Origin of the sequence: Vibrio sp. VGrn 2 (assembly GCF_009361695.1) — a bacterium.
Classification (GTDB): Bacteria; Pseudomonadota; Gammaproteobacteria; order Enterobacterales; family Vibrionaceae; genus Vibrio; species Vibrio diabolicus.
Genome location: NZ_RBWD01000001.1, coordinates 153,812 through 174,452 on the forward strand (window position 1 = coordinate 153,812; position 20,641 = coordinate 174,452).

General features: G+C 46.0%; 15 protein-coding genes. 10 read left to right on the forward strand and 5 right to left on the reverse strand.

The annotated features are described in order from the left end of the window. Positions 1 to 17: 17 nt before the first annotated feature. The 5 genes from folK to sfsA form a co-directional block, all read right to left on the reverse strand. Positions 18 to 503, reverse strand: coding sequence for a 2-amino-4-hydroxy-6-hydroxymethyldihydropteridine diphosphokinase (folK, locus tag D8S93_RS00835; protein ID WP_152811621.1), 486 nt, complete (start codon positions 501 to 503; stop codon positions 18 to 20). Then, positions 500 to 1,867 (reverse strand): polynucleotide adenylyltransferase PcnB, encoded by a 1,368-nt coding sequence (pcnB, locus tag D8S93_RS00840; RefSeq protein WP_046875073.1) that lies wholly within the window; start codon positions 1,865 to 1,867, stop codon positions 500 to 502. Before pcnB ends, folK begins: the two co-directional genes overlap by 4 nt. 101 nt (positions 1,868 to 1,968) lie before the next feature. Further along, positions 1,969 to 2,832, reverse strand: a complete 864-nt coding sequence (gene gluQRS / locus D8S93_RS00845) for a tRNA glutamyl-Q(34) synthetase GluQRS (protein ID WP_152811623.1) — start codon at positions 2,830 to 2,832, stop codon at positions 1,969 to 1,971. Positions 2,833 to 2,928: 96 nt separating this feature from the next. Next, a complete protein-coding gene (gene dksA, locus D8S93_RS00850; protein WP_005386584.1) occupies positions 2,929 to 3,375 on the reverse strand; it encodes an RNA polymerase-binding protein DksA in 447 nt (148 codons plus the stop codon). A 136-nt stretch (positions 3,376 to 3,511) separates the two neighbouring features. Then, positions 3,512 to 4,228, reverse strand: a complete 717-nt coding sequence (sfsA, locus tag D8S93_RS00855; RefSeq protein ID WP_046875071.1) for a DNA/RNA nuclease SfsA — start codon at positions 4,226 to 4,228, stop codon at positions 3,512 to 3,514. A 66-nt stretch (positions 4,229 to 4,294) separates the two neighbouring features. Here sfsA and hrpB point away from each other — a divergent pair, with 66 nt between their 5' ends. From hrpB to D8S93_RS00905, 10 genes are all read left to right on the forward strand, one after another. Continuing rightward, positions 4,295 to 6,763, forward strand: coding sequence for an ATP-dependent helicase HrpB (gene hrpB, locus D8S93_RS00860; RefSeq protein WP_152811625.1), 2,469 nt, complete (start codon positions 4,295 to 4,297; stop codon positions 6,761 to 6,763). After that, positions 6,756 to 9,128: a penicillin-binding protein 1B gene (gene mrcB, locus D8S93_RS00865; protein WP_005396725.1), complete on the forward strand. Its 2,373-nt coding sequence runs from the start codon at positions 6,756 to 6,758 to the stop codon at positions 9,126 to 9,128. Before hrpB ends, mrcB begins: the two co-directional genes overlap by 8 nt. A 122-nt stretch (positions 9,129 to 9,250) precedes the next feature. Continuing rightward, the gene (locus D8S93_RS00870) at positions 9,251 to 11,581 is read left to right on the forward strand and encodes a patatin-like phospholipase family protein (RefSeq protein WP_152811627.1); all 2,331 of its coding nucleotides are present in this window, start codon (positions 9,251 to 9,253) and stop codon (positions 11,579 to 11,581) included. Between the two features lie 268 nt (positions 11,582 to 11,849). Further along, complete coding sequence (gene acnB, locus D8S93_RS00875) at positions 11,850 to 14,447, forward strand: bifunctional aconitate hydratase 2/2-methylisocitrate dehydratase (RefSeq protein WP_319802943.1); 2,598 nt, start codon at positions 11,850 to 11,852, stop codon at positions 14,445 to 14,447. A 99-nt stretch (positions 14,448 to 14,546) separates the two neighbouring features. Continuing rightward, entirely contained in the window at positions 14,547 to 14,915 is a 369-nt protein-coding gene (locus tag D8S93_RS00880; protein ID WP_005396728.1) for a YacL family protein, read from the forward strand. Between the two features lie 188 nt (positions 14,916 to 15,103). Further along, on the forward strand, positions 15,104 to 15,442 hold the full coding sequence (locus D8S93_RS00885) for a P-II family nitrogen regulator (RefSeq protein ID WP_005396729.1): 339 nt from the start codon (positions 15,104 to 15,106) through the stop codon (positions 15,440 to 15,442). Between the two features lie 27 nt (positions 15,443 to 15,469). Beyond that, a complete protein-coding gene (locus tag D8S93_RS00890) occupies positions 15,470 to 16,699 on the forward strand; it encodes an ammonium transporter (protein ID WP_046875065.1) in 1,230 nt (409 codons plus the stop codon). 152 nt (positions 16,700 to 16,851) lie between these two features. Next, positions 16,852 to 17,865 carry a Fe(3+) ABC transporter substrate-binding protein gene (locus tag D8S93_RS00895; RefSeq protein WP_005386566.1) on the forward strand — a complete coding sequence of 338 codons (1,014 nt, stop codon included), beginning with the start codon at positions 16,852 to 16,854 and terminating at the stop codon, positions 17,863 to 17,865. A 99-nt stretch (positions 17,866 to 17,964) separates the two neighbouring features. Further along, positions 17,965 to 19,590, forward strand: a complete 1,626-nt coding sequence (locus D8S93_RS00900) for an ABC transporter permease (protein ID WP_005396731.1) — start codon at positions 17,965 to 17,967, stop codon at positions 19,588 to 19,590. Beyond that, positions 19,590 to 20,621: an ABC transporter ATP-binding protein gene (locus tag D8S93_RS00905; protein WP_152811629.1), complete on the forward strand. Its 1,032-nt coding sequence runs from the start codon at positions 19,590 to 19,592 to the stop codon at positions 20,619 to 20,621. Before D8S93_RS00900 ends, D8S93_RS00905 begins: the two co-directional genes overlap by 1 nt. Positions 20,622 to 20,641: the final 20 nt, after the last annotated feature.

The following is a 20,641-nucleotide window of genomic DNA, read 5'->3' on the forward strand; positions in this document are numbered from 1 at the left end:
TCCTTACTAGGAGTTGGCTATGACTGCCAGATACTGAGGCCGTTTCTATCTACTTGTTCCAGTAGTTTAGAGACCTCGGTCCCATCGGGGAGTTGTAAACTTGGTGCAATTTCCGCAAGAGGGTAGAGTACGAATTCACGCTCTTTCATTCCATAATGAGGAACGATCAGCCTCTCGGAATTAATCACCTCATTGCCATAAAGAACAATGTCGAGGTCCAAGGTTCTTGGTCCCCAACGTTCGTCTTTACGGACACGCCCTTGTTCTTGCTCAATGGCTTGTGTGCAATCGAGCAACTCAAGAGGCGTCAAACTGGTGTTAATCGACACAACCGCATTGATGTAATCCGGTTGGTTTTGTGGTCCCATTGGCGTGCTGCTGTATAGCGAAGAAGCCTGAACAAATTCTGATTTAGGCAGCGTTTTTAACGCTTCAATCGCTTGCTTCGCTTGGCTGACAGGACCAGCCAAGTTACTGCCTACCGCAATGTACGCTGTGATCATGACTTAGGCTTACTCTTTTTCTTGCGATAGGTTTTACGGCGGCGCTGACCACTCTTCGGTGATTGACCGTCTAGGTCGGCAGCCATTGCTTGACGCATTTCTCGGCCTGCATTTTGGAAAGTTTCCCACCACTTGGCAAGCTTCTGAGTGTCACCACCTTCAATTTCACCGCGCATTTCAAGAAAATCAAAGCCAGCTCTAAATTTATTGAGCTCCATCAGGCGGAATGCACGTTTACCGTTGCGTCGTGGAAGACGAAGCTGCAGCTGCCAAATCTCGCGAATGGTTGCGGTGTGGCGTCTTGGAATGGCAATTGTACGAACTTGTTCATCAAGAATGATGTTACTCGCTTCCATAATAGCGTCGTAATGGCCTAGGTTGCGCTCTTCCATCAGTTCATCGGCTTTCGCACACAGTGGGTACCACAGCATTGCAGCAAACATAAATGCAGGGTTGATACGTTTACCATCTTCGATGCGCATGTCAGTAGAATCCAACACGAGATCCAACATTTGCTCTGTGTGAGAGGAGTAATCTTCTGTAAAGTGCGCTGCAATCGTCGGGAAGAGCTGTTGGAATAAGTTGTACTCACGCAGTAGGTGGTAGGTTTCTAAGCCGTGACCGGATTGCAATAATTTGAGTGACTCTTCAAAAAGACGCGCTGACGGAATGTCACCGAGCAACGGTGCCATGTGTTCGATTGGTGCCGCGGTGTCTTCTTCAATATCAAAGTCCAGTTTTACTGCGAAGCGAACCGCACGCAACATACGTACTGGGTCTTCACGGTAGCGTGTTTCTGGATCGCCAATCAGTCGAATGAGGCGATCTTCTAAATCCTCAATACCACGTGCGTAGTCGTGAATCGAGTAATCCGCGATGTTGTAGTACATCGAGTTAATCGTGAAATCACGGCGCTCAGCATCTTCATCGATGGTGCCGTAGACATTGTCCCGCAGCAGCATTCCTTCTTTCGATTGCTGAGAGATGCTCTTATTCTTTTGCTCTTGGTGGTGACCGCGGAATGTCGCTACTTCAATGATATCTCGGCCAAACATAATGTGAGCCAAGCGGAAGCGGCGACCAATCAAACGGCAGTTACGAAATAGCTGTTTGATCTGTTCCGGCGTTGCGTTGGTCGCAATGTCAAAATCTTTTGGTTTCTGTCCAAGCAGTAAGTCTCGAACCCCGCCACCCACAAGAAAAGCATCGAAACCAGCACCATTTAGGCGGTACAGTACCTTCAGTGCATTATCACTGATCTGCTTACGCGAAATGTTGTGCTCTTCACGAGTTATTACATTGAGAGCGAGCTCTGGAATAGTGGCAGGTTCGCTTGGTGTATAGTCGTTTGTATTCATGTGCATCTGGCAATAACTGGGTTTAGTCCAATCTTGCTTTGGTTAGTTTTTGCGCCTCTAGGGCCTAATTTGCGGCTAATGATAGCCTACACAATGCCATTTGAGAATCACGGTGTGATCTCGATCTCTGTTGGAAGCTGTTCCAAGCGCCAGTTTTCGCAGCCCCAATGAAGAATCTCTTCTATGTTGGCCGCTTTTATGGCTTCCGGTATCTCGAAGCCCAAAAATGTCATGGCGCGTAATAGATTAGGCTTTGGTGTCTCTATATCAATAGCCGTCGCGTGATTTTGTTTCGACAGTTTATTGCCGTTGTTGTCCATCGCCAATGGTAAATGCAAGTAGCTGACTTCAGGCTGCCCAAGTATCTGGTACAGACTGATTTGACGCCCTGTTGGCTCGATTAAGTCTGCACCACGCACGACTTCGGTGACGCCTTGGTCGATGTCGTCCAATACTACCGCAAGATTATAAGCAAATAATCCATCTCGACGTTTAATAATGAAATCTTCATTAACGAGTTGCTCTGGAATCTTAATTGTTCCACGCTTCTGATCGAAGAAATGAGCGACAGGCTTGGTCATTTTTAGGCGAATCGCGCCGTCTTTCAAGTTTTTATCGCGGCAAGTGCCAGGATAAAACCCGCCATGCTCTTTAATTTGCTTTCGAGTACATTGGCAATAATAGGCCTCACCATTTTCGAGCCATGTGTTTATTTGGGCTTGGTAAAGGTCATGACGTTCACTCTGGTATACCACCTCTCCATCCCAATGTAGCTGGTAGGCTTTGAGCGCATCTAGGATAAGTTGCGCCGCACCTGGCATTTCTCTTGGTGGGTCCAAGTCCTCAATACGTACTAACCAGGTTCCGTTGTGTGCTTTCGCTTGAAAATAGCTGCCAAGAGCGGCAATCAGTGAACCAAAATGTAAAGGACCAGAAGGAGATGGGGCGAATCGACCTACATAGCGTGTCATGCGTGTATCTCGAATTTAGTAAACAAATGGGATGCAAAGGTAGTCAAAACAAAAAGGGAGCCTGAGCTCCCTTCAATAATCATAATGCTTGGTTGATTAACCTTGCATTTGCTTCTCTTTGATTTCTGCAAGTGTTTTACAGTCAATACATAGGTCAGCGGTTGGACGTGCTTCAAGACGGCGAACGCCAATCTCTACGCCACAAGACTCACAGAAGCCAAAATCGTCTTCTTTGATTTTATCCAAAGTCTTTTCAATCTTCTTGATCAAACGGCGTTCGCGGTCGCGGTTACGCAGTTCTAGGCTGAACTCTTCCTCTTGAGAGGCGCGGTCAACTGGATCTGGGAAGTTTGCTGCTTCGTCCTGCATGTGGTGAACGGTACGATCCACTTCAGCTCTCAGCTGGTCGCGCCAAGCTGTTAAGATTTTCGTAAAGTGTTCAACCTGCTCTGGTGACATGTACTCTTCACCAGGTTTTTCCTGATATGGCTCCACGCCGGCAATGGCTAGGATGCCTATCGTTTTCTTCTTTGATTCTGGCATACAGCATCTCCTACTTACACCTAGTCAACTGCTACGCAGTCAATTTAAGGCGGGTATCTATAGCAAAAAGAGGCGGTGCAAGCAAATACTGAATCGCAAAGTTATCGTCAATGTGAAGACGACATCATTTTTTCTCTTAATTGATAAAATCAATAGCGGAAATCAGCTTCATTCCAGTATCGCTCAGTTCAGCTTTGTAGCAGAGAACTTCCACTCCAGCGTCTTGTGCTTGTTTGAGTAATAGTGAATATTTCGCGTCTATATGGTGCGCCGCGGATACTTTTTCAATACCTGAATGTAAAACAGTGAATAAAAGTATGGCTCTACTTCCATTTTGTGCCATTTCTGTGAGCTCTCTCAGGTGCTTTTGTCCCCGAGTCGTGACCGCATCTGGGAAGTATCCTTGTCCAATAGAGTCGGTCTCATCAAGAAGAGTGACGCTTTTCACTTCTATATAGCACTTTGGCTTGCTGTCTGCGCTGAGCAAGATATCAATTCGGCTATTTTCATTACCGTATTTCACCTCAGTTTGAAGTGTGTCATAACCACAAAGCTCTGAAATGACATTATTTTCAATAGCCTCAACGGCTAATTGGTTGGCGCGCGCGGTATTGATACAAATGCGGTGGCCTTGTTCGGTTTCACTCAACTCCCAACTATTGGGATATTTTCGTTTCGGGTTGTCGGAAGTGGAAAACCAAACTTTGTTTCCGGGTGTCGCACAACCTGTCATAGCGCCAGTGTTTGCGCAGTGGATAGTACGAACTTCACCGGTATCGAGTTCGATATCGGCAAGAAAGCGTTTATAGCGTTTGAGTAGAGTGGCGGACTCTAAAGCGGGTGTGAAATGCATTTGCTTATTTAGACAAAAATTTTTTTATGTACAATGTTGCCACCATTACACCACAAGGTATTTCCTTTGTCACAATTGCCGATTGAAGCCGTGATGCCTGAGTTGCTGACGGCGGTCAAAAATCAACATCAAGTGATCTTAAAAGCGGCGCCTGGTGCCGGTAAGTCGACTTACTTCCCTTTGCAGTTACTCTTAAACCATTCGGTTGTTGGAAAAATCATCATGCTTGAGCCAAGACGACTCGCGGCGCGTAACATTGCCCGTTATCTTGCTGAGCAATTGGGAGAGCAAGTAGGCCAACGCGTGGGTTATCGAGTTCGTGGCGAGGCAAAGGTAAGTTCTGCAACGCAGTTGGAGATCGTGACTGAAGGGATCATGACTCGGATGATTCAAACTGACCCTGAACTGGATGGTGTTGATCTGCTGATCTTTGATGAGTTTCATGAACGCAGCATTCATGCCGATACCGCTTTGGCATTCAGTTTAGAAGTTCAAGAGGCATTGCGAGACGATCTCAAGCTGGTGGTAATGTCGGCAACGCTTGATCAACAAGCCTTACAGTCGTTGTTGCCGGAAGCCAGTTACATTGAATCAGAAGGACGCAGTTTCGACGTAGACATGCGTTACCAACCGTTAGGTGTGAATGATCATTTACCTACGAGTATGGCAAAAACAATAGAAAGTCTTATGAACAAAGAGTCCGGCTCTTTGTTGGCTTTCCTACCGGGCGTTGGGGCCATTAAACAAGTCGAAGAACGTTTATCTCATTTGGCGGATGATATTGAAGTGTGTCCGCTTTATGGGCAACTGAGCTTTACTGAGCAACAAAAAGCCATCACGCCGGCAGAACACGGCAAGCGTAAAGTCGTACTCGCGACCAACATCGCAGAAACTTCACTGACGATTGAAGGCATTCGCCTTGTGGTTGATTCTGGGTTAGAGCGTATTGCCCGGTTTGATTTGAAAAACGGTTTAACACGCTTAGAGCAAACACGCATTGCACAGTCTTCAGCGATTCAGCGTGCAGGACGAGCGGGACGAATAGAAGAGGGCATTTGCGTTCGCCTCTATTCTGAAAGTCAGTTCAAGCAGCAACCTCTGGTTCCCCAGCCCGAAATTTTGCATTCCGATTTGGCTAGTTTAGTTATAGAGCTCGCATTTTGGGGAGCGAGTGATATCCACGATCTCAAGTGGCTTGATGTTCCCGCTAATGCGTCATTGGAACAAGCGAAGCAGCTATTGGTGTCATTGGGACTACTGACGGAAAAAGGGCAATTAACGTCCGAAGGAAAACAGACGCATGAACTAGGCGTTGAGCCTCGTGCGGCTGCGATGCTAATTAAAGCGCAATCTTACAGTGATAAGATGTTAAATGCTGCTTTGGCGGCGGTCGCACTGATTGAAGAGCCAGAAAGAAACGTCACCAATATCGCTCATAGCTGGCATCGTTGGCTTGTTGGTACTCATCCAAAAAAGTCGATGTTGTTCAAGCGTGCTCAATCTCTGGCGTACAAATTAGATACGGTATTTGACCTGAAAGGCGTGGATGAAGAAGCATTACCGCTGGTGTTAAGTTTGGCATTTCCAGATCGCATTGCGCAGCAGCGCACAAATCAATTTGGGCGATTTACTTTGGCTAATGGTCATGGTGCAGAATGTCGTCAGGAAGACATGCTAGGTGGCTGTGAGTATTTGGTTGCCGTTGACTTAATGCGTTCTCATTCTAACTCCAGTCAAATTCATTCGGCATGTGAATTGGATGTCAATATATTGCGAGCGACCTTTGAAGCGCTATTTTCGTCTGAAGAAGTTGTAGACTGGGATGAAAAAAGAGGGCGTCTAATGGCTGAGAGACAAACAAAACTCGGTCAGCTGGTGGTTGAACGCGAGCCTTTGCCAAGCCCTGGCAAAGAAAAAATGACACAAGCTTTACTCACGTATGTCCGCCGCCAGGGCTTACAGAGTCTAAACTGGACACCGGCAGCGGAGAGCTTGTTGGCTCGGATTCGTTGTGCGGTGGAATGGTTACCCGAGCAATCATGGCCAATGTTTGATGAAGCCAGTTTGTTGGATTCATTAGAAGAGTGGTTAGAGCCGTACATGACGTCCGTCAGTTCGGTTAACGATTTGAGCAAGATAAACTTGGTCGAAGCGCTGAACGCTCGATTAGGTTGGCCACTCAATCAACAACTGGATGAATGGTTACCAGAGCATTACCAACTGCCTACAGGTTCAAAGAAGCGTATCCGTTACCAGTATGGCCATGAGCCGAAATTATCGGTGCGTATGCAAGAGGTATTTGGTGAGAGTGGCTCCCCTACGGTAGCGCTTGGTCGTAAGCGTTTGGTGCTTGAACTGCTTTCGCCGGCACAACGTCCGCTGCAAGTGACGTCTGACTTGGCGGCTTTCTGGAACGGAAGCTATAAAGACGTTCAAAAAGAGATGAAAGGGCGCTACCCAAAACACGTTTGGCCAGATGATCCTGCCAATCATGTAGCAACTACGAAAACAAAAAGACAATTGAATAATGACTAACAGCAAGAAGCCTAGCGCGAAAAAAGCGCCAGCGAAGAAAAGTACAACCAATAAAGGAACGACAAAACCGACTCGACGCACACCGAGTAAAAAGCCGGCTAACGAGAAACGTTCGTGGCTGAAAGTTTTGTGGTCATTTAGCTGGAAAGCCGGTGTTGCGCTTGCCGCTGTTTTGCTGTTTGTGGGTATTTATTTAGATAGTGTCGTGAAAGAGCGCTTTGAAGGTCAGCTGTTTGAATTGCCAACGGTGGTTTATGCTCGCATCTTGAACTTAAATCCGGGTGAAAATATCACCATTCAAGAACTTCGTAACGAGCTGGATGTACTGAATTACCGTAAGGTAAGTCAGCCTCGCTATCCTGGTGAGTACTCTTCTTCTTCCACTCGGATTGAATTGATTCGCCGTCCATTCGAATTTGCCGATGGTCCTGAACCGGATCGTCACGTGATGCTCCATTTTTCAGATTCTGGCTTGCAGCGTATTCAGTCTTTAGAGTCCCGAGGTGATCTTGGTTACTTACGCTTAGAACCGAAGATGTTGGGGATGCTGGAGAAAGATCAAGATGAGCAGCGTCTGTTCTTGCGTCGTGATCAGTTCCCAGAAATTTTAGTTGATGCACTGCTTGCGACCGAAGACCGGGATTTTTATCAACACGATGGGGTGTCTCCACTCGCGATTGCACGAGCAATGGTTGCAAACATTAAAGCGGGTCGTACTGTTCAAGGTGGTAGTACGCTAACTCAGCAGTTGGCGAAAAACCTGTTTTTGACCCGTGATAAAACGCTGTGGCGCAAAGTTAGAGAAGCGTATATCGCGTTAATTTTGGATTACCGTTACAGCAAAGATCGTATTTTGGAAGCCTACCTTAACGAAGTGTATCTAGGGCAAAGCGGTGGTGAAGCGATCCACGGGTTTGGCTTGGCATCGCGTTATTACTTTGGACAACCGATTCAAGAGCTGCGAATCGATCAACTGGCGATGTTAGTTGGGATGGTAAAAGGACCGTCTTACTACAATCCAATTCGTTACCCTGAGCGCACGAAAGAGCGCCGCGATCTTGTATTACGTTTGTTGATGCAGCAAAACATGCTGACATCTGAGCAGTATGAGCAAGCCGTCAGTCGTTCGCTTGATACGCAGAGCAAACCACGTATTGCGAGCCGTCAGCCCGCTTATTTCCAACAATTGAGCATTGAATTGAAAGAAAAAGTGGGGGAGCGATTTAAAGCGGAAACCGGGCTGCGCGTGTTTACGTCTCTGGATCCGGTATCGCAAAGCAAAATGGAGCAAGCCATCGCGAAAAAGATCCCGGAGCTAGCTAAACGAGGCGGTAAAGAATTGGAAGCTGCCGCTGTTGCGGTTGATCGTCATAGTGGTGAAATCCGTGCCATGGTTGGCGGTAAACGTGTTGGTTATGAAGGTTTTAACCGCGCGCTCAATGCCAGTCGTCCAATTGGTTCTCTAGTTAAACCAGCGATTTACTTGACGGCTTTAGAACAACCGGAAAAATATAACCTAGGCACGACGCTGCACGACACGCCGCTAAGCCTGAAAAGCAGTAAAGGTAATGTATGGACACCGCGTAACTACGACCGAAAATACCGTGGTGATGTGCCACTCTACATTGCTTTAGCGAAGTCACTCAACGTGCCAACGGTGCGCTTAGGCATGGCGCTTGGTATCCCAGAAGTATCCGATACTTTAGAGCGTTTGGGCGTCAACAAAGACGAAATCCGCCCAGTGCCTTCGATGTTTTTGGGCTCGTTTTCTTTGACGCCGTTTGAAGTCGCGCAGATGTATCAGACACTGACGAACTCAGGCAAACGTGCGAAACTGACCGCTCTGCGTTCAGTGATGGATATGGAAGGTAATGTGCTTTATCAATCCTTGCCTCGTTCATCAAGAGCCGTGGATGAGCAAGCAGCATGGCTAACGACCTACGCGATGAAACAGGGGGTTGCTCAAGGTACAGGCCGCTTCTTACAAAGCCAGTTTGGTTGGGCTGCACTGGCAGGAAAAACGGGTACCAGTAACGATAACCGCGATAGCTGGTTTGTCGGTGTTGATGGCCGTGAAGTGACGACAATTTGGCTAGGTCGCGACGATAACAAACCGGTTCATCTAACGGGATCGAGCGGTGCATTACGAGTGTACGCAGAGTATTTGAAGCAACGCATTCCTGAGCGTTTAGAGCTTCCATGGCCAAGAGAGATCACCACGTTAGGATTTAAGCCGACATCAGATGGTGGTTTAGAAATGAACTGTCGTAGTGATTATAAACTGCCAGTTTGGGATAAAACGGGTCAAATAAAGCAGCAGTGTGAGAAGAAATCAAACTGGCTTAACAGCTTATTTGATTGGTAGCATCGCCAAATCAACAACATTAGCTTGTCTCTCTGGTCAATTCTTAGTACATATTAGGGCGTGTTAGTGCGGTGCTGCTAGCACGCCCTACTTGATAAGAAATTCAACAAAGGAAGAAGTGAATGTTCAAAAAGCTGTTATCAAGCCCGTCGACTCGCCATTTCGCGCTTTGGGTTAGTGCCTTTTTGATCACCACTCCTTCAGTTTCCCTAGCAAACTCTCTAGCAAAAACGGATGACGTGGAGCCTCGTCCAAAGGTGGCAGTTGTGCTCGCTGGTGGCGGAGCAAAAGGCGCTGCGCATATCGGCGTCCTTAAAGCGTTAGAAGAGATGCAGATCCCGGTCGATATCGTAACGGGCACTAGTATGGGCGCTTATGTTGGTGGTCTCTATGCCACGGGGATGAGCGCTGATGAAATTGAAAGTTTTATCTACACCGTGGATTGGAGCAGTGGCTATCGAGATCGTGTCGACCGCAGTCAACGCCGAGTTCGTGATAAAGAGTATGAAGACCGCTATCAAATTAACACTGACCTCGGCTTAAGATTTGGTGAGGTGCGTGCCCCAACTGGTGTGGTGCAAGGCCAGAACATGTTGCGCGTATTGCGTGAGACTACAGGGAACTTAGGGCGATTCGATTCTTTTGATGATCTTGCCATTCCTTACCGCTCTGTGGCGACAGATATTCTTGCGCTAGAGGAAGTGGTTCTTGGCAATGGCTACCTTGTGGACGCCATGATGGCCAGTATGTCTGTACCAGGAGCGCTTCCTCCCTATAAGCTCAATGGCCATATGCTTGTCGATGGTGGCGTCGTTAATAACATGCCTGTCGATGTGGCTCGCGCGATGGGGGCAGATGTTGTTATTGCTGTCGATATTAGCACCGACTACAAAACCGAAGATGAGTTTACCGGGCTGTTTACTGTAGCGGATCAACTTTCTAATTACCTAGTTCGTCGCAGTACGCAACAGCAAGTGGACGAGCTTGAACCACAAGATATTTATATTCGTCCCAATGTAGGCACCATGGAAACGGTCGAGTTCGACAAAATGCCTTGGGCTTTTCAAGCGGGCTACGATATTACCAAGCAGCTTGAAGATAAGCTGCAAGGTCTAAGTTTATCGAACGCAGAATACCAAAAGTACATTGATCACAAGCAAGAGGTACGTAAGACGCTGGTTTACGGTGATAAACGCATTGTTGATGACATTGTGATAGTGAATAACACCCACTACAGTGATGTATTACTTACCAACCGTATCCAATTGAAAACAGGTCGTCGTATTCCAACGGCTGAAATAGAAAAAGCCGTTGAAAATCTCTATGCGTTGGATCGTTTTGAGTTAATCACTTACCACTTTGAAGATGTTGATGGTAAGACATTGTTGGTTTTTGATGTTAACGAAAAGTCGTGGGGGCCGAATTACGTTAACTTTCGATTTTTCCTTGAAGATGACTTCGATACGGATAGCCAATACGGCATCGGTATGTCGACCAATTTTACTAATTTAAACTCGCATGGTGCAGAGTTGGCGTTCAACGTAGAAATGGGCACGGATAAGCTGATAGAAGCTGAGTTGTATTCGCCTGTTTTATCTAGCCAAACGCTTTTTGTTGCTGGCCGTGTTGGATACAGCAGTGAAGATAGAAACTTACCTTTTAGCGAGTTTGAAAACCCGGACCTCAGCTCAGTTAACGACTTCTTACCCGTTTCCTATAATGACTTTGCTTCAGAACTGGCTATTGGCATTCAACCTACGTTATGGCAAGAGTTGCGCCTTGGTGCTCGTTACTCTACAGGAGATATTGAGCTGTCTACCTTGGCCTCGGCAGGGCAGCTAGACTTCGAGCGCAAAGGTATATTTGCGAGCTATCGACTCGATACGCTTGATGATTTTGCATTTCCTACTCGCGGACTGCTGGTCGATCTTGAATATTTCGTATCTCATGACAAGAGTCCGGAAGGCATCACTCTGCTCGACACGGAAAAGATGATTGAAGATACTGTGTATGAAATCTCCGCGCGATTCAAAGGTGCGGTCAGTCATCAGCGTCATACTTTAGTCGGACATGCAGAATATAGCTTTGTAGAAAGTAAAAATTCATCGGTTCCACTTGATCCGAGAGAGTTAGGCGGCTTTTTAAACCTATCTGGCATCCCAAGAAATAGCTTGATTGGACAGAACCTGTTTTTTAGTAGCTTGGTGTACCGATACAAATGGTTCGACAATGACTTTGGACTATTTGAAGCGCCAGTCTACCTCGGTGCATCAGTGGAATACGGTGGAGTTTGGTCAGATAATGATCTGAAGCTGAATGAAGCGCCACTTTACAATGCTGGCTCTATTTTCTTTGGTGTTGACTCACCAATCGGGCCAATTATGTTGGCTTATGGTCGTACTGAGCAGGATATGGATGCTGTGTATTTGATCGTAGGAACGTCGTTTAATTAACCGGGTATAAGAAAGCAAAAACTTGGCATATTTGGTCAAAATTAGCAGAACTTTAGTCGTAAGTTGCTATGTTGGTCAAAATGATAAGATTTTAATTTAAGGTTAAATTTGCTATTGTTTTGCCCACAGTTTGGCCTCTACGGCGCTGTTTCTCAATCATAATTGAATGAAAACAAGGGCAATGGAGAGCCAAGTTTCCAAGGATGTTCACTCCTTTACTTTAACAATAGTAATAATAGAGGAGGAACCGCAATGAGAGGAAAAAGTCGTGCTTGAAGCCTACCGTAAACACGTCGAAGAGCGTGCTGCTGAAGGAGTTGTTCCTAAACCGCTAGACGCAGAACAAGTTGCTGGACTTGTAGAACTTCTGAAAAATCCCCCACAAGGTGAAGAAGAAGTCATTCTTGACCTACTTGAAAACCGTATCCCTCCAGGTGTTGATGAAGCTGCTTATGTAAAAGCGGGTTTCCTAACAGCAGTAGCAAAAGGTGAAGTTAAATCACCATTAGTGAGTCGTGAAAAAGCGGCTGAACTGCTAGGCACTATGCAAGGTGGTTATAACATCGCACCGCTAGTTGAGCTATTGGATGATGAAGCACTGGCAGAGATCGCAGTAAAAGCGCTGTCTCATACGCTGCTGATGTTTGATGCTTTCTATGACGTAGAAGAGAAAGCAAAAGCAGGCAATGCGCATGCACAGAAAGTACTTCAATCATGGGCTGATGCTGAGTGGTTCCTTTCTAAGCCTAAGCTCGAAGAAAAAGTCACTCTAACTGTATTTAAAGTAACAGGTGAAACGAACACGGATGACCTTTCACCTGCACCTGATGCTTGGTCTCGTCCTGATATCCCAGTGCACGCACTTGCGATGCTGAAGAACGAGCGTGAAGGCATCAATCCTGATCAACCGGGCAATATTGGTCCGATCAAGCAAATTGAAGAATTGAAAGAAAAAGGTCACCAATTGGTTTACGTTGGTGATGTTGTTGGTACTGGTTCTTCACGTAAATCTGCAACCAACTCAGTACTTTGGTTCATGGGAGATGATATCCCTTACGTTCCAAACAAACGTGCTGGTGGTTATGTGCTTGGTGGTAAAATTGCACCTATCTTCTTCAACACAATGGAAGATGCGGGCGCACTACCAATCGAAGTCGACGTGACTAAGCTCAACATGGGCGATGTTATCGATGTTTACCCATATGAAGGTAAAGTTTGTAATCACGAAACAGGTGAAGTTTTAGCTGAGTTCTCGCTGAAAACGGAAGTACTGATTGATGAAGTTCGTGCTGGCGGTCGTATCCCATTGATCATCGGTCGTGGTTTGACAGACAAAGCGCGTCAATCGCTAGGTCTTGAGCCTTCGGATGTATTCCGTAAACCTGGTGAAATTGCAGATTCTGGCAAGGGTTACACGCTTGCACAGAAAATGGTTGGTAAAGCGTGTGGCGTAGAAGGCATTCGCCCTGGTACCTACTGTGAGCCGAAGATGACGACAGTAGGCTCGCAAGATACTACTGGCCCTATGACTCGTGATGAACTTAAAGACTTGGCTTGTCTCGGCTTCTCTGCTGACCTTGTCATGCAGTCTTTCTGTCACACCTCTGCGTATCCAAAACCAGTAGACGTAAACACGCACCACACACTTCCGGACTTTATTATGAACCGCGGTGGTGTATCTCTTCGTCCTGGTGACGGTATTATCCACTCATGGCTAAACCGTATGCTACTGCCGGATACTGTCGGTACGGGTGGTGACTCACATACTCGTTTCCCTCTGGGTATTTCATTCCCAGCTGGCTCGGGCTTGGTTGCCTTTGCAGCTGCGACAGGCGTTATGCCACTAGATATGCCTGAGTCAATCTTGGTTCGCTTTAAAGGTGAAATGCAACCGGGTATCACACTACGTGACCTTGTTCATGCCATCCCTTACTACGCGATTCAGCAAGGTCTACTAACAGTAGAGAAAGCGGGCAAGATCAACGAATTCTCTGGCCGTATCCTTGAGATTGAAGGCCTAGAAACGCTAACTGTTGAGCAAGCATTTGAGCTGTCTGATGCATCTGCAGAGCGTTCGGCGGCAGGTTGTACTGTGAAACTGTCGCAAGAGTCGATCGAAGAGTACCTAAACTCTAACATCGTGATGCTGAAGTGGATGATCTCTGAAGGTTACGGTGACCGCCGTACTATCGAACGTCGTATTACAGCGATGGAAGAGTGGCTAGCAAATCCTGAGCTGATGCAAGCGGATAAAGACGCTGAATACGCACATGTGATTGAAATCGATATGGCTGAAATCAATGAGCCAGTACTATGTGCACCGAATGATCCGGATGACGCTCGCTTGTTGTCTGAAGTACAAGGCACAGCGATTGATGAAGTGTTCATTGGTTCTTGTATGACGAACATCGGTCACTTCCGCGCTGCTGGTAAGCTGCTAGATAAGTTCAACGGACAGCTTGCAACTCGTCTATGGATCGCTCCGCCAACGAAGATGGACAAGGATCAGCTAACGGAAGAGGGTTATTACGGTATCTTTGGCCGTGCTGGGGTTCGAATCGAAACACCAGGATGTTCACTGTGTATGGGTAACCAAGCGCGTGTTGCAGACAAATCAACAGTGATGTCGACCTCAACGCGTAACTTCCCGAACCGTCTAGGTACTGGTGCGAATGTTTACCTGTCGTCTGCGGAACTAGCTGCCGTAGGTGCAATCCTTGGTAAGATTCCAACTAAAGAAGAGTACTTGGAGTATGCGAAGCAAATTGATGCAACCGCTACAGATACTTACCGCTACTTGAACTTCCATAAAATGGATCAGTACACCAAGAAAGCGGATGAAGTGATCTTCCAAGAGCCTGCATAAGCTTAACTGCACAATTAAAAAGCACCTCAAACGAGGTGCTTTTTTTATGGGTGCAATTCGCTATACTCCGCACCAAATTGATACGAAAAGGCAATCTCGATGGAATTTGAATTCATCCGTAACACGTTAATGGGCGAGTACTACGTAAAATGCAGCATGGGGCATGAGATTGTTGGGCGCTGGCTGCAAGAAGAAATTGGCAAAGATCCTATGAAGATTGCTCAGGTTGAAAAGTTAATTGAGCAGTCATTTTCAGCGCCTTCTCAAGAGCATAACCTAACAGGTACAGAAATTAGCTTGATGATTCTGGGTGATGAAGTCCTAGTGCAAGAAAACGCATTGGCCCATGACCATGATGTTGAGATGGAAAGTGAATTCGATTTCTACAATGCAGAAAGTACAGCAAGCTGTGGAATAGAGGACTTCATGATTCTTATCGAGCGATGGAAAGACTTTTTGAACATTTAGTGCACAGTTTTGGGTAACTTTCCTTCTGTTGCTTTAAATTTGTGAAAAGGGCGCACCGATATGGTGCGCCCTTTTTGTTTATAGATATGTAAATTGACGTTAGTTTTTATTATTCAATGACTTAAAAACTTGGCACGTAGATTGGATTATTAGAAGTGTTTCAGGATGAAAGCTTCGGAGAGAATTGAATGAAAATAATCAATGCCATTATTAAGCCGTTTAAATTAGACGATGTGCGAGAAGCATTGGCTAACGTCGGTATCGAAGGGATGACGGTATCAGAAGTTAAAGGGTTTGGTCGTCAAAAAGGCCACACGGAACTGTATCGCGGCGCTGAGTATCAGGTCGATTTCCTACCAAAAGTGAAAATTGAAATCGCTACTCACGCGGATAATGTTGAGCGAGTGGTTGAAGCGATTACAAAAGCTGCGCAAACAGGAAAGATTGGTGACGGTAAAATTTTTGTCTACGACCTGAACCAAGCGGTGCGTATACGAACGGGCGAAATGGACGCAGAAGCACTTTAAGAATTCAAGGGATTGGAGAAACTTATTATGGAATTAACAACAACAGTAACCGAGTTACGTTACGCACTTGACACCTTTTTCTTCCTCATTTCCGGTGCGTTGGTAATGTGGATGGCAGCTGGTTTTGCGATGCTAGAAGCGGGTCTTGTGCGCTCTAAGAACACAACAGAAATTCTTACGAAGAACATCTGTTTGTACGCAATTGCATGTACGATGTTTCTGATCGTTGGTTACAACATCATGTATGTCGACAACGGAGAAGGAGGCTGGTTACCTTCATTTGGTGCGTTGATTGGTACCCAAGGAGAAGGGGCTGATCACTCTCTAGAATCTGACTTCTTCTTCCAAGTCGTCTTCGTTGCAACGGCAATGTCCGTCGTTTCTGGTGCGGTGGCTGAACGTATGAAGCTTTGGTCTTTCTTGGTTTTCTCTGCAATTTTGACCGCATTTATCTACCCAATGGAAGGTTATTGGACATGGGGCGGTGGCTTCCTAGCAGAAGCTGGATTTAGCGACTTTGCAGGTTCAGGTATCGTACATATGGCTGGTGCTTCTGCAGCTCTTGCTGGTGTATTGCTTCTTGGTGCTCGCAAAGGTAAATATGGCAAAAACGGTGAAATCTACCCGATTCCAGGTTCAAATATGCCTTTGGCAACACTAGGTACTTTCATCCTTTGGTTTGGTTGGTTTGGGTTTAACGGTGGTTCTCAGTTGATGGTTTCAGACTTCGAGAACGCAACAGCGGTAGGTCAGATCTTCCTAAACACCAACGCAGCTGCTGCTGCAGGTGCTATTGCGGCGCTATTTGTATGTAAAACAACTTGGGGCAAAGCGGACTTAACGATGATTCTCAATGGTGCGCTAGCTGGCTTGGTTGCCATCACTGCAGATCCTCTATCACCATCGCCATTATATGCGGTTGCTATCGGTGCAGTATCTGGCGCGCTAGTCGTATTCAGCATCATTGGCCTGGATAAACTGAAAATTGATGACCCAGTCGGTGCGATTTCAGTGCACGGTGTTTGTGGCTTCTTTGGTTTGATGGTCGTACCACTAAGTAACGGCGATGCTACATTCGGTGCACAGCTTTTAGGTGCTGTCGTTATCTTTGCTTGGGTATTTGGTGCTAGCCTAGTGGTGTGGGCTATCTTGAAAGCAACCGTTGGAATTCGCGTCACGGAAGATGAAGAAATGGAAGGTATGGACATGCATGATTGTGGCGTCGGTGCGTACCCAGAATTTGTCACTGTGAAGTAATCAATAGCCTGTAATAAATAGTTACACTCTCAACATATAAAAACCTGCTCCGATGAGCAGGTTTTTTAATATTTGTCATTGTCTTCTTATTGAACATACATATAATAACGCAACTGATAAACGTTATCATTAGCATGGTAAAGGATTAAACAATGAAAAAACTGCTAACTCTTTCAGCATTAACTTGCGCAACCTTAGCTCCAACAGCAATGGCTGCTGAAGAAGTGAACGTCTACTCTTACCGTCAACCTTTCCTAGTTGAACCTATGTTCAACGAGTTCACTAAAGAAACTGGCATCAAAGTAAACGTAAAATTTGCTAAAAAAGGCTTAGCAGAAAAGCTAGCTCAAGAAGGCGAGTACAGCCCAGCTGACGTTATCCTTACGACAGACATCAGTCGTCTAGCTGAACTGACAAACAAAGGTTTAGTTCAGAAAGTAGATAGCAAAATCATTGAAGAAAACGTACCAGCTCAATACCAAGATAAAGAGAATGAGTGGTTTGCCCTAACTCTACGCTCACGTAGTGTTTACTCTTCACGTGATCGCGTAGGTAAACTAGGCGCAGATTTCAACTATGCAGATCTAGCTAAGCCAGAGTTCAAAGGTAAAATTTGTACTCGTAGCGGTAAGCACCCGTACAACGTTTCTCTAGTTTCAGCAATGATTGCTCACAATGGCGAAGCAGAAACCAAAGAGTGGTTGGAAGGCGTGAAAGCAAACCTTGCTCGCAAACCACAAGGCAACGATCGTGCACAAGTTAAAGCGATCAAAGAAGGTCTATGTGATGTTTCTCTAGGTAACAGCTACTACCTAGGTAAAATGGTTAATGACAAAGAGCAAAAAGCTTGGGCAGATGCAGTTTACATCAACTTCCCTAACCAAGAGACTACAGGTACTCACGTAAACATCTCTGGTATGGCGATGGCGAAGTACTCTCCAAACAAAGACAATGCTGTGAAGCTAATGGAATTCCTAACGGGTGACAAAGCGCAGCAGATGTACGCAGAAGTTAACTACGAGTACCCTGTTAAAGAAGGCGTGAAGCGTTCTGAACTTGTGGAATCTTGGGGTGACTTTAAAGCAGACAAGCTTTCTCTAGACGATATTGCAGCCAACCACGAAGCGGCAATTAAGCTATTAGACGAAGTGAAATTTGACCTTTAATTCCTTGTGGGGGTATAACAGTACCCCCATTTGATTAAAGGATATGAGATGTATTTGCAACAGCATTTGTATTTCATACAGCCTTGCAGTAATTAGGCGATGAAAGATAAACACTCTTTATGGAAAACCAGTAGTGGGGTAATAACTCTGTTACTGGTTTTGCCGATCTTAGCGATCTTCTACACCGCAATTGGTGAAACGGATGATTTGTTTGCCCATTTAATGGCGACAGTCATGCCGACTTATATTTTTAACACGGTTGCGCTCACTATTGGCGTAATGGTGTTGTCCTTAATTCTTGGTATACCAAGCGCTTGGATAATGGCCATGTGTAAACTGCCGACCGAAAAATGGTTGCAGTGGGCATTGGTGTTACCTCTTGCGATGCCAGGTTATATCATTGGTTATATTTTTACTGATTGGTTTGATTTTGCTGGTCCAATTCAGATCTTTTTGCGTGATGTAACCGGATGGGGACCTGGCGAGTATTGGTTCCCTGATATTCGCACCTTGCCTGGCGCGACCTTTGTGTTGGCTTTAGTGCTGTACCCTTATGTGTATTTGCTGTGTCGAGCTGCATTTATGGAGCAAAATGTCTCTTTGTTGCAAAGCGCGCGTTTGCTCAAATGCTCTCCATGGGAAAGCTTTTGGCGCATCTCGATGCCATTAGTGCGACCTTCTATCGCTGTGGGTTTGTCGCTGGTCGCAATGGAGACTATCGGTGACTTTGGTACTGTAAGTTACTTCGCTGTGAATACGTTAACCACAGCGGTCTACGATACTTGGTTGGGGTACTCTAATCTTAATGCTGCAGCCAAGATTTCTGCCATGATGCTCGTCATTGTAGTACTGCTTCTCAGTGCCGAACGCTACAGTCGTCGTAAACAAAAGCTTTTTCAAAGCCAATTTAACAGTCACGAAGATTTTCGTTATGAGTTGACGGGCTGGAAAAAGTGGACCGCGCTGGTTTGGTGTTGGGGCTTGGTTTCGGTCGCGTTTATTTTGCCATTACTACAGCTGATTGATTATGCGATAACTTACTTTGCGCAGAGTTGGACCCCCGAGTTTCGTGAATACGCATGGAATAGTTTGGTCGTGTCGGTTATTGCCGCCATTATTGGTGTTGCTGTCGCACTGATCGTTAACTTTACCCATCGCGTCAATGGCAAGCGCGAAAGCTTGGCATTTATGCGTCTTTCTTCGATGGGGTATGCAGTGCCAGGAACCGTATTAGCGATTGGTGTGATGGTCGCAGTACTGTTTATGGATCACCGCGTCAACGACCTTGCTAAAGCCATGGAATGGGGAAGACCGGGACTTATTTTTTCTGGCTCCATGTTCGCCCTGGTTTTTGCCATGGTTGTGCGCTTTTCAGCGGTGGCGATTGGTAGTATCGAAAGTAATTTAAATAAAATTTCGCCTTCGTTAGATATGGCGTCTCGCACCATGGGTTGTAAGCCTAATGCCATGCTGTGGCGTGTGCACTTTCCGCTGGTTAAACGTGGTGCACTGATTGCGGCTCTGTTAGTGTTTATCGAGTCGATGAAAGAGCTCAATGCGGCTCTATTACTTCGTCCATTTAACTTTGAAACACTAGCCACATACGTTTATAACTTCGCCTCGGATGAGCATTTAGAATTGGCCGCTTTGCCTGCGGTTCTGTTGGTTCTTGTTGGGTTGATCCCGCTTGTTGTTGTTAACCGTTCACTGGAGCAAAATCACTGATGAGCTGCGCATTATCAATTAAAAACCTAACTTGCCAATATGATGATCAAACCGTACTCGAATCATTATCTCTTGAGGTGGAACAAGGGCAAATTGTCTGTTTACTAGGTGCAAGTGGTTGCGGAAAAACAACACTATTAAAAGCCGTTGCAGGGCTATTGCCATTAACGTCAGGCGAAATGAGCTTAAATTGCGTCACGATTGATGATGGGGAGAACTGGTTGCCACCAGAACAGCGTAATATCGGGATGATTTTCCAAGATTATGCGCTTTTTCCTCACCTGACGGTGGAGCAAAATATTGCCTTTGGCTTAAAGCATTACTCGACAAAAGAGAAAAATGGCAAAGTTCAAGAGATGCTCGAGCTCGTGCATTTGCAAGGCTATGGCGATCGTTATCCACATCAGTTGTCTGGTGGACAGCAGCAGCGTGTTGCGATTGCTCGCTCATTAGCTTACAGCCCAGACTTATTGTTGCTAGATGAGCCGTTCTCTAATATTGATACGCAAGTTCGCCATGAGCTGATAAGTGAGATCCGTAAGATTTTTAAGGCGCAAGGCGTGACTGCCATTTTTGTTACGCATAGCCGTGAAGAGGCTTTTGCCTTCGCTGATAAAATGGCAGTGATGAACAATGGTGTTATCGAGCAATATGGCACGGCATCTGAGCTTTACTACCAGCCTTCAAGTAAGTTTGTTGCGGATTTCTTAGGTGGTGGTAGCTATCTGGCCGCTAAACGAGTTTCGGATTCAGAATATGAAACCCACTTGGGTGTGGTTGAAGCCAGAGCCCAACAAGAGATCCCAGTGCAGTCTGAATGCTCTTTGTTGCTAAGGCCGCAACATGTGCAAATTCAATCCGATGAAAAGAGCTCAGTAACGGTGCTGGAGCAGCACTTTATGGGCGACCATTGCCGTTACGTGATTGATGCGAATGGCGACCGTTTGTTGGCTACAGCATCGCAGGCATTAAATATTGGTGAGTCTGTTGCTGTGAAAATTGAAACGCAGGGCGTGCTGGCATTCGCTTAATGTCTCTGCATAAGGGATTG

What these genes read in the sequence shown, in the direction of transcription:
- folK (WP_152811621.1), bottom strand. Translation starts at nt 503, where the DNA reads ATGATCACAGCGTACATTGCGGTAGGCAGTAACTTGGCTGGTCCTGTC.
- pcnB (WP_046875073.1), bottom strand. Translation starts at nt 1,867, where the DNA reads ATGCACATGAATACAAACGACTATACACCAAGCGAACCTGCCACTATT.
- gluQRS (WP_152811623.1), bottom strand. Translation starts at nt 2,832, where the DNA reads ATGACACGCTATGTAGGTCGATTCGCCCCATCTCCTTCTGGTCCTTTA.
- dksA (WP_005386584.1), bottom strand. Translation starts at nt 3,375, where the DNA reads ATGCCAGAATCAAAGAAGAAAACGATAGGCATCCTAGCCATTGCCGGC.
- sfsA (WP_046875071.1), bottom strand. Translation starts at nt 4,228, where the DNA reads ATGCATTTCACACCCGCTTTAGAGTCCGCCACTCTACTCAAACGCTAT.
- mrcB (WP_005396725.1), top strand. Translation starts at nt 6,756, where the DNA reads ATGACTAACAGCAAGAAGCCTAGCGCGAAAAAAGCGCCAGCGAAGAAA.
- D8S93_RS00870 (WP_152811627.1), top strand. Translation starts at nt 9,251, where the DNA reads ATGTTCAAAAAGCTGTTATCAAGCCCGTCGACTCGCCATTTCGCGCTT.
- D8S93_RS00880 (WP_005396728.1), top strand. Translation starts at nt 14,547, where the DNA reads ATGGAATTTGAATTCATCCGTAACACGTTAATGGGCGAGTACTACGTA.
- D8S93_RS00885 (WP_005396729.1), top strand. Translation starts at nt 15,104, where the DNA reads ATGAAAATAATCAATGCCATTATTAAGCCGTTTAAATTAGACGATGTG.
- D8S93_RS00890 (WP_046875065.1), top strand. Translation starts at nt 15,470, where the DNA reads ATGGAATTAACAACAACAGTAACCGAGTTACGTTACGCACTTGACACC.
- D8S93_RS00895 (WP_005386566.1), top strand. Translation starts at nt 16,852, where the DNA reads ATGAAAAAACTGCTAACTCTTTCAGCATTAACTTGCGCAACCTTAGCT.
- D8S93_RS00900 (WP_005396731.1), top strand. Translation starts at nt 17,965, where the DNA reads ATGAAAGATAAACACTCTTTATGGAAAACCAGTAGTGGGGTAATAACT.
- D8S93_RS00905 (WP_152811629.1), top strand. Translation starts at nt 19,590, where the DNA reads ATGAGCTGCGCATTATCAATTAAAAACCTAACTTGCCAATATGATGAT.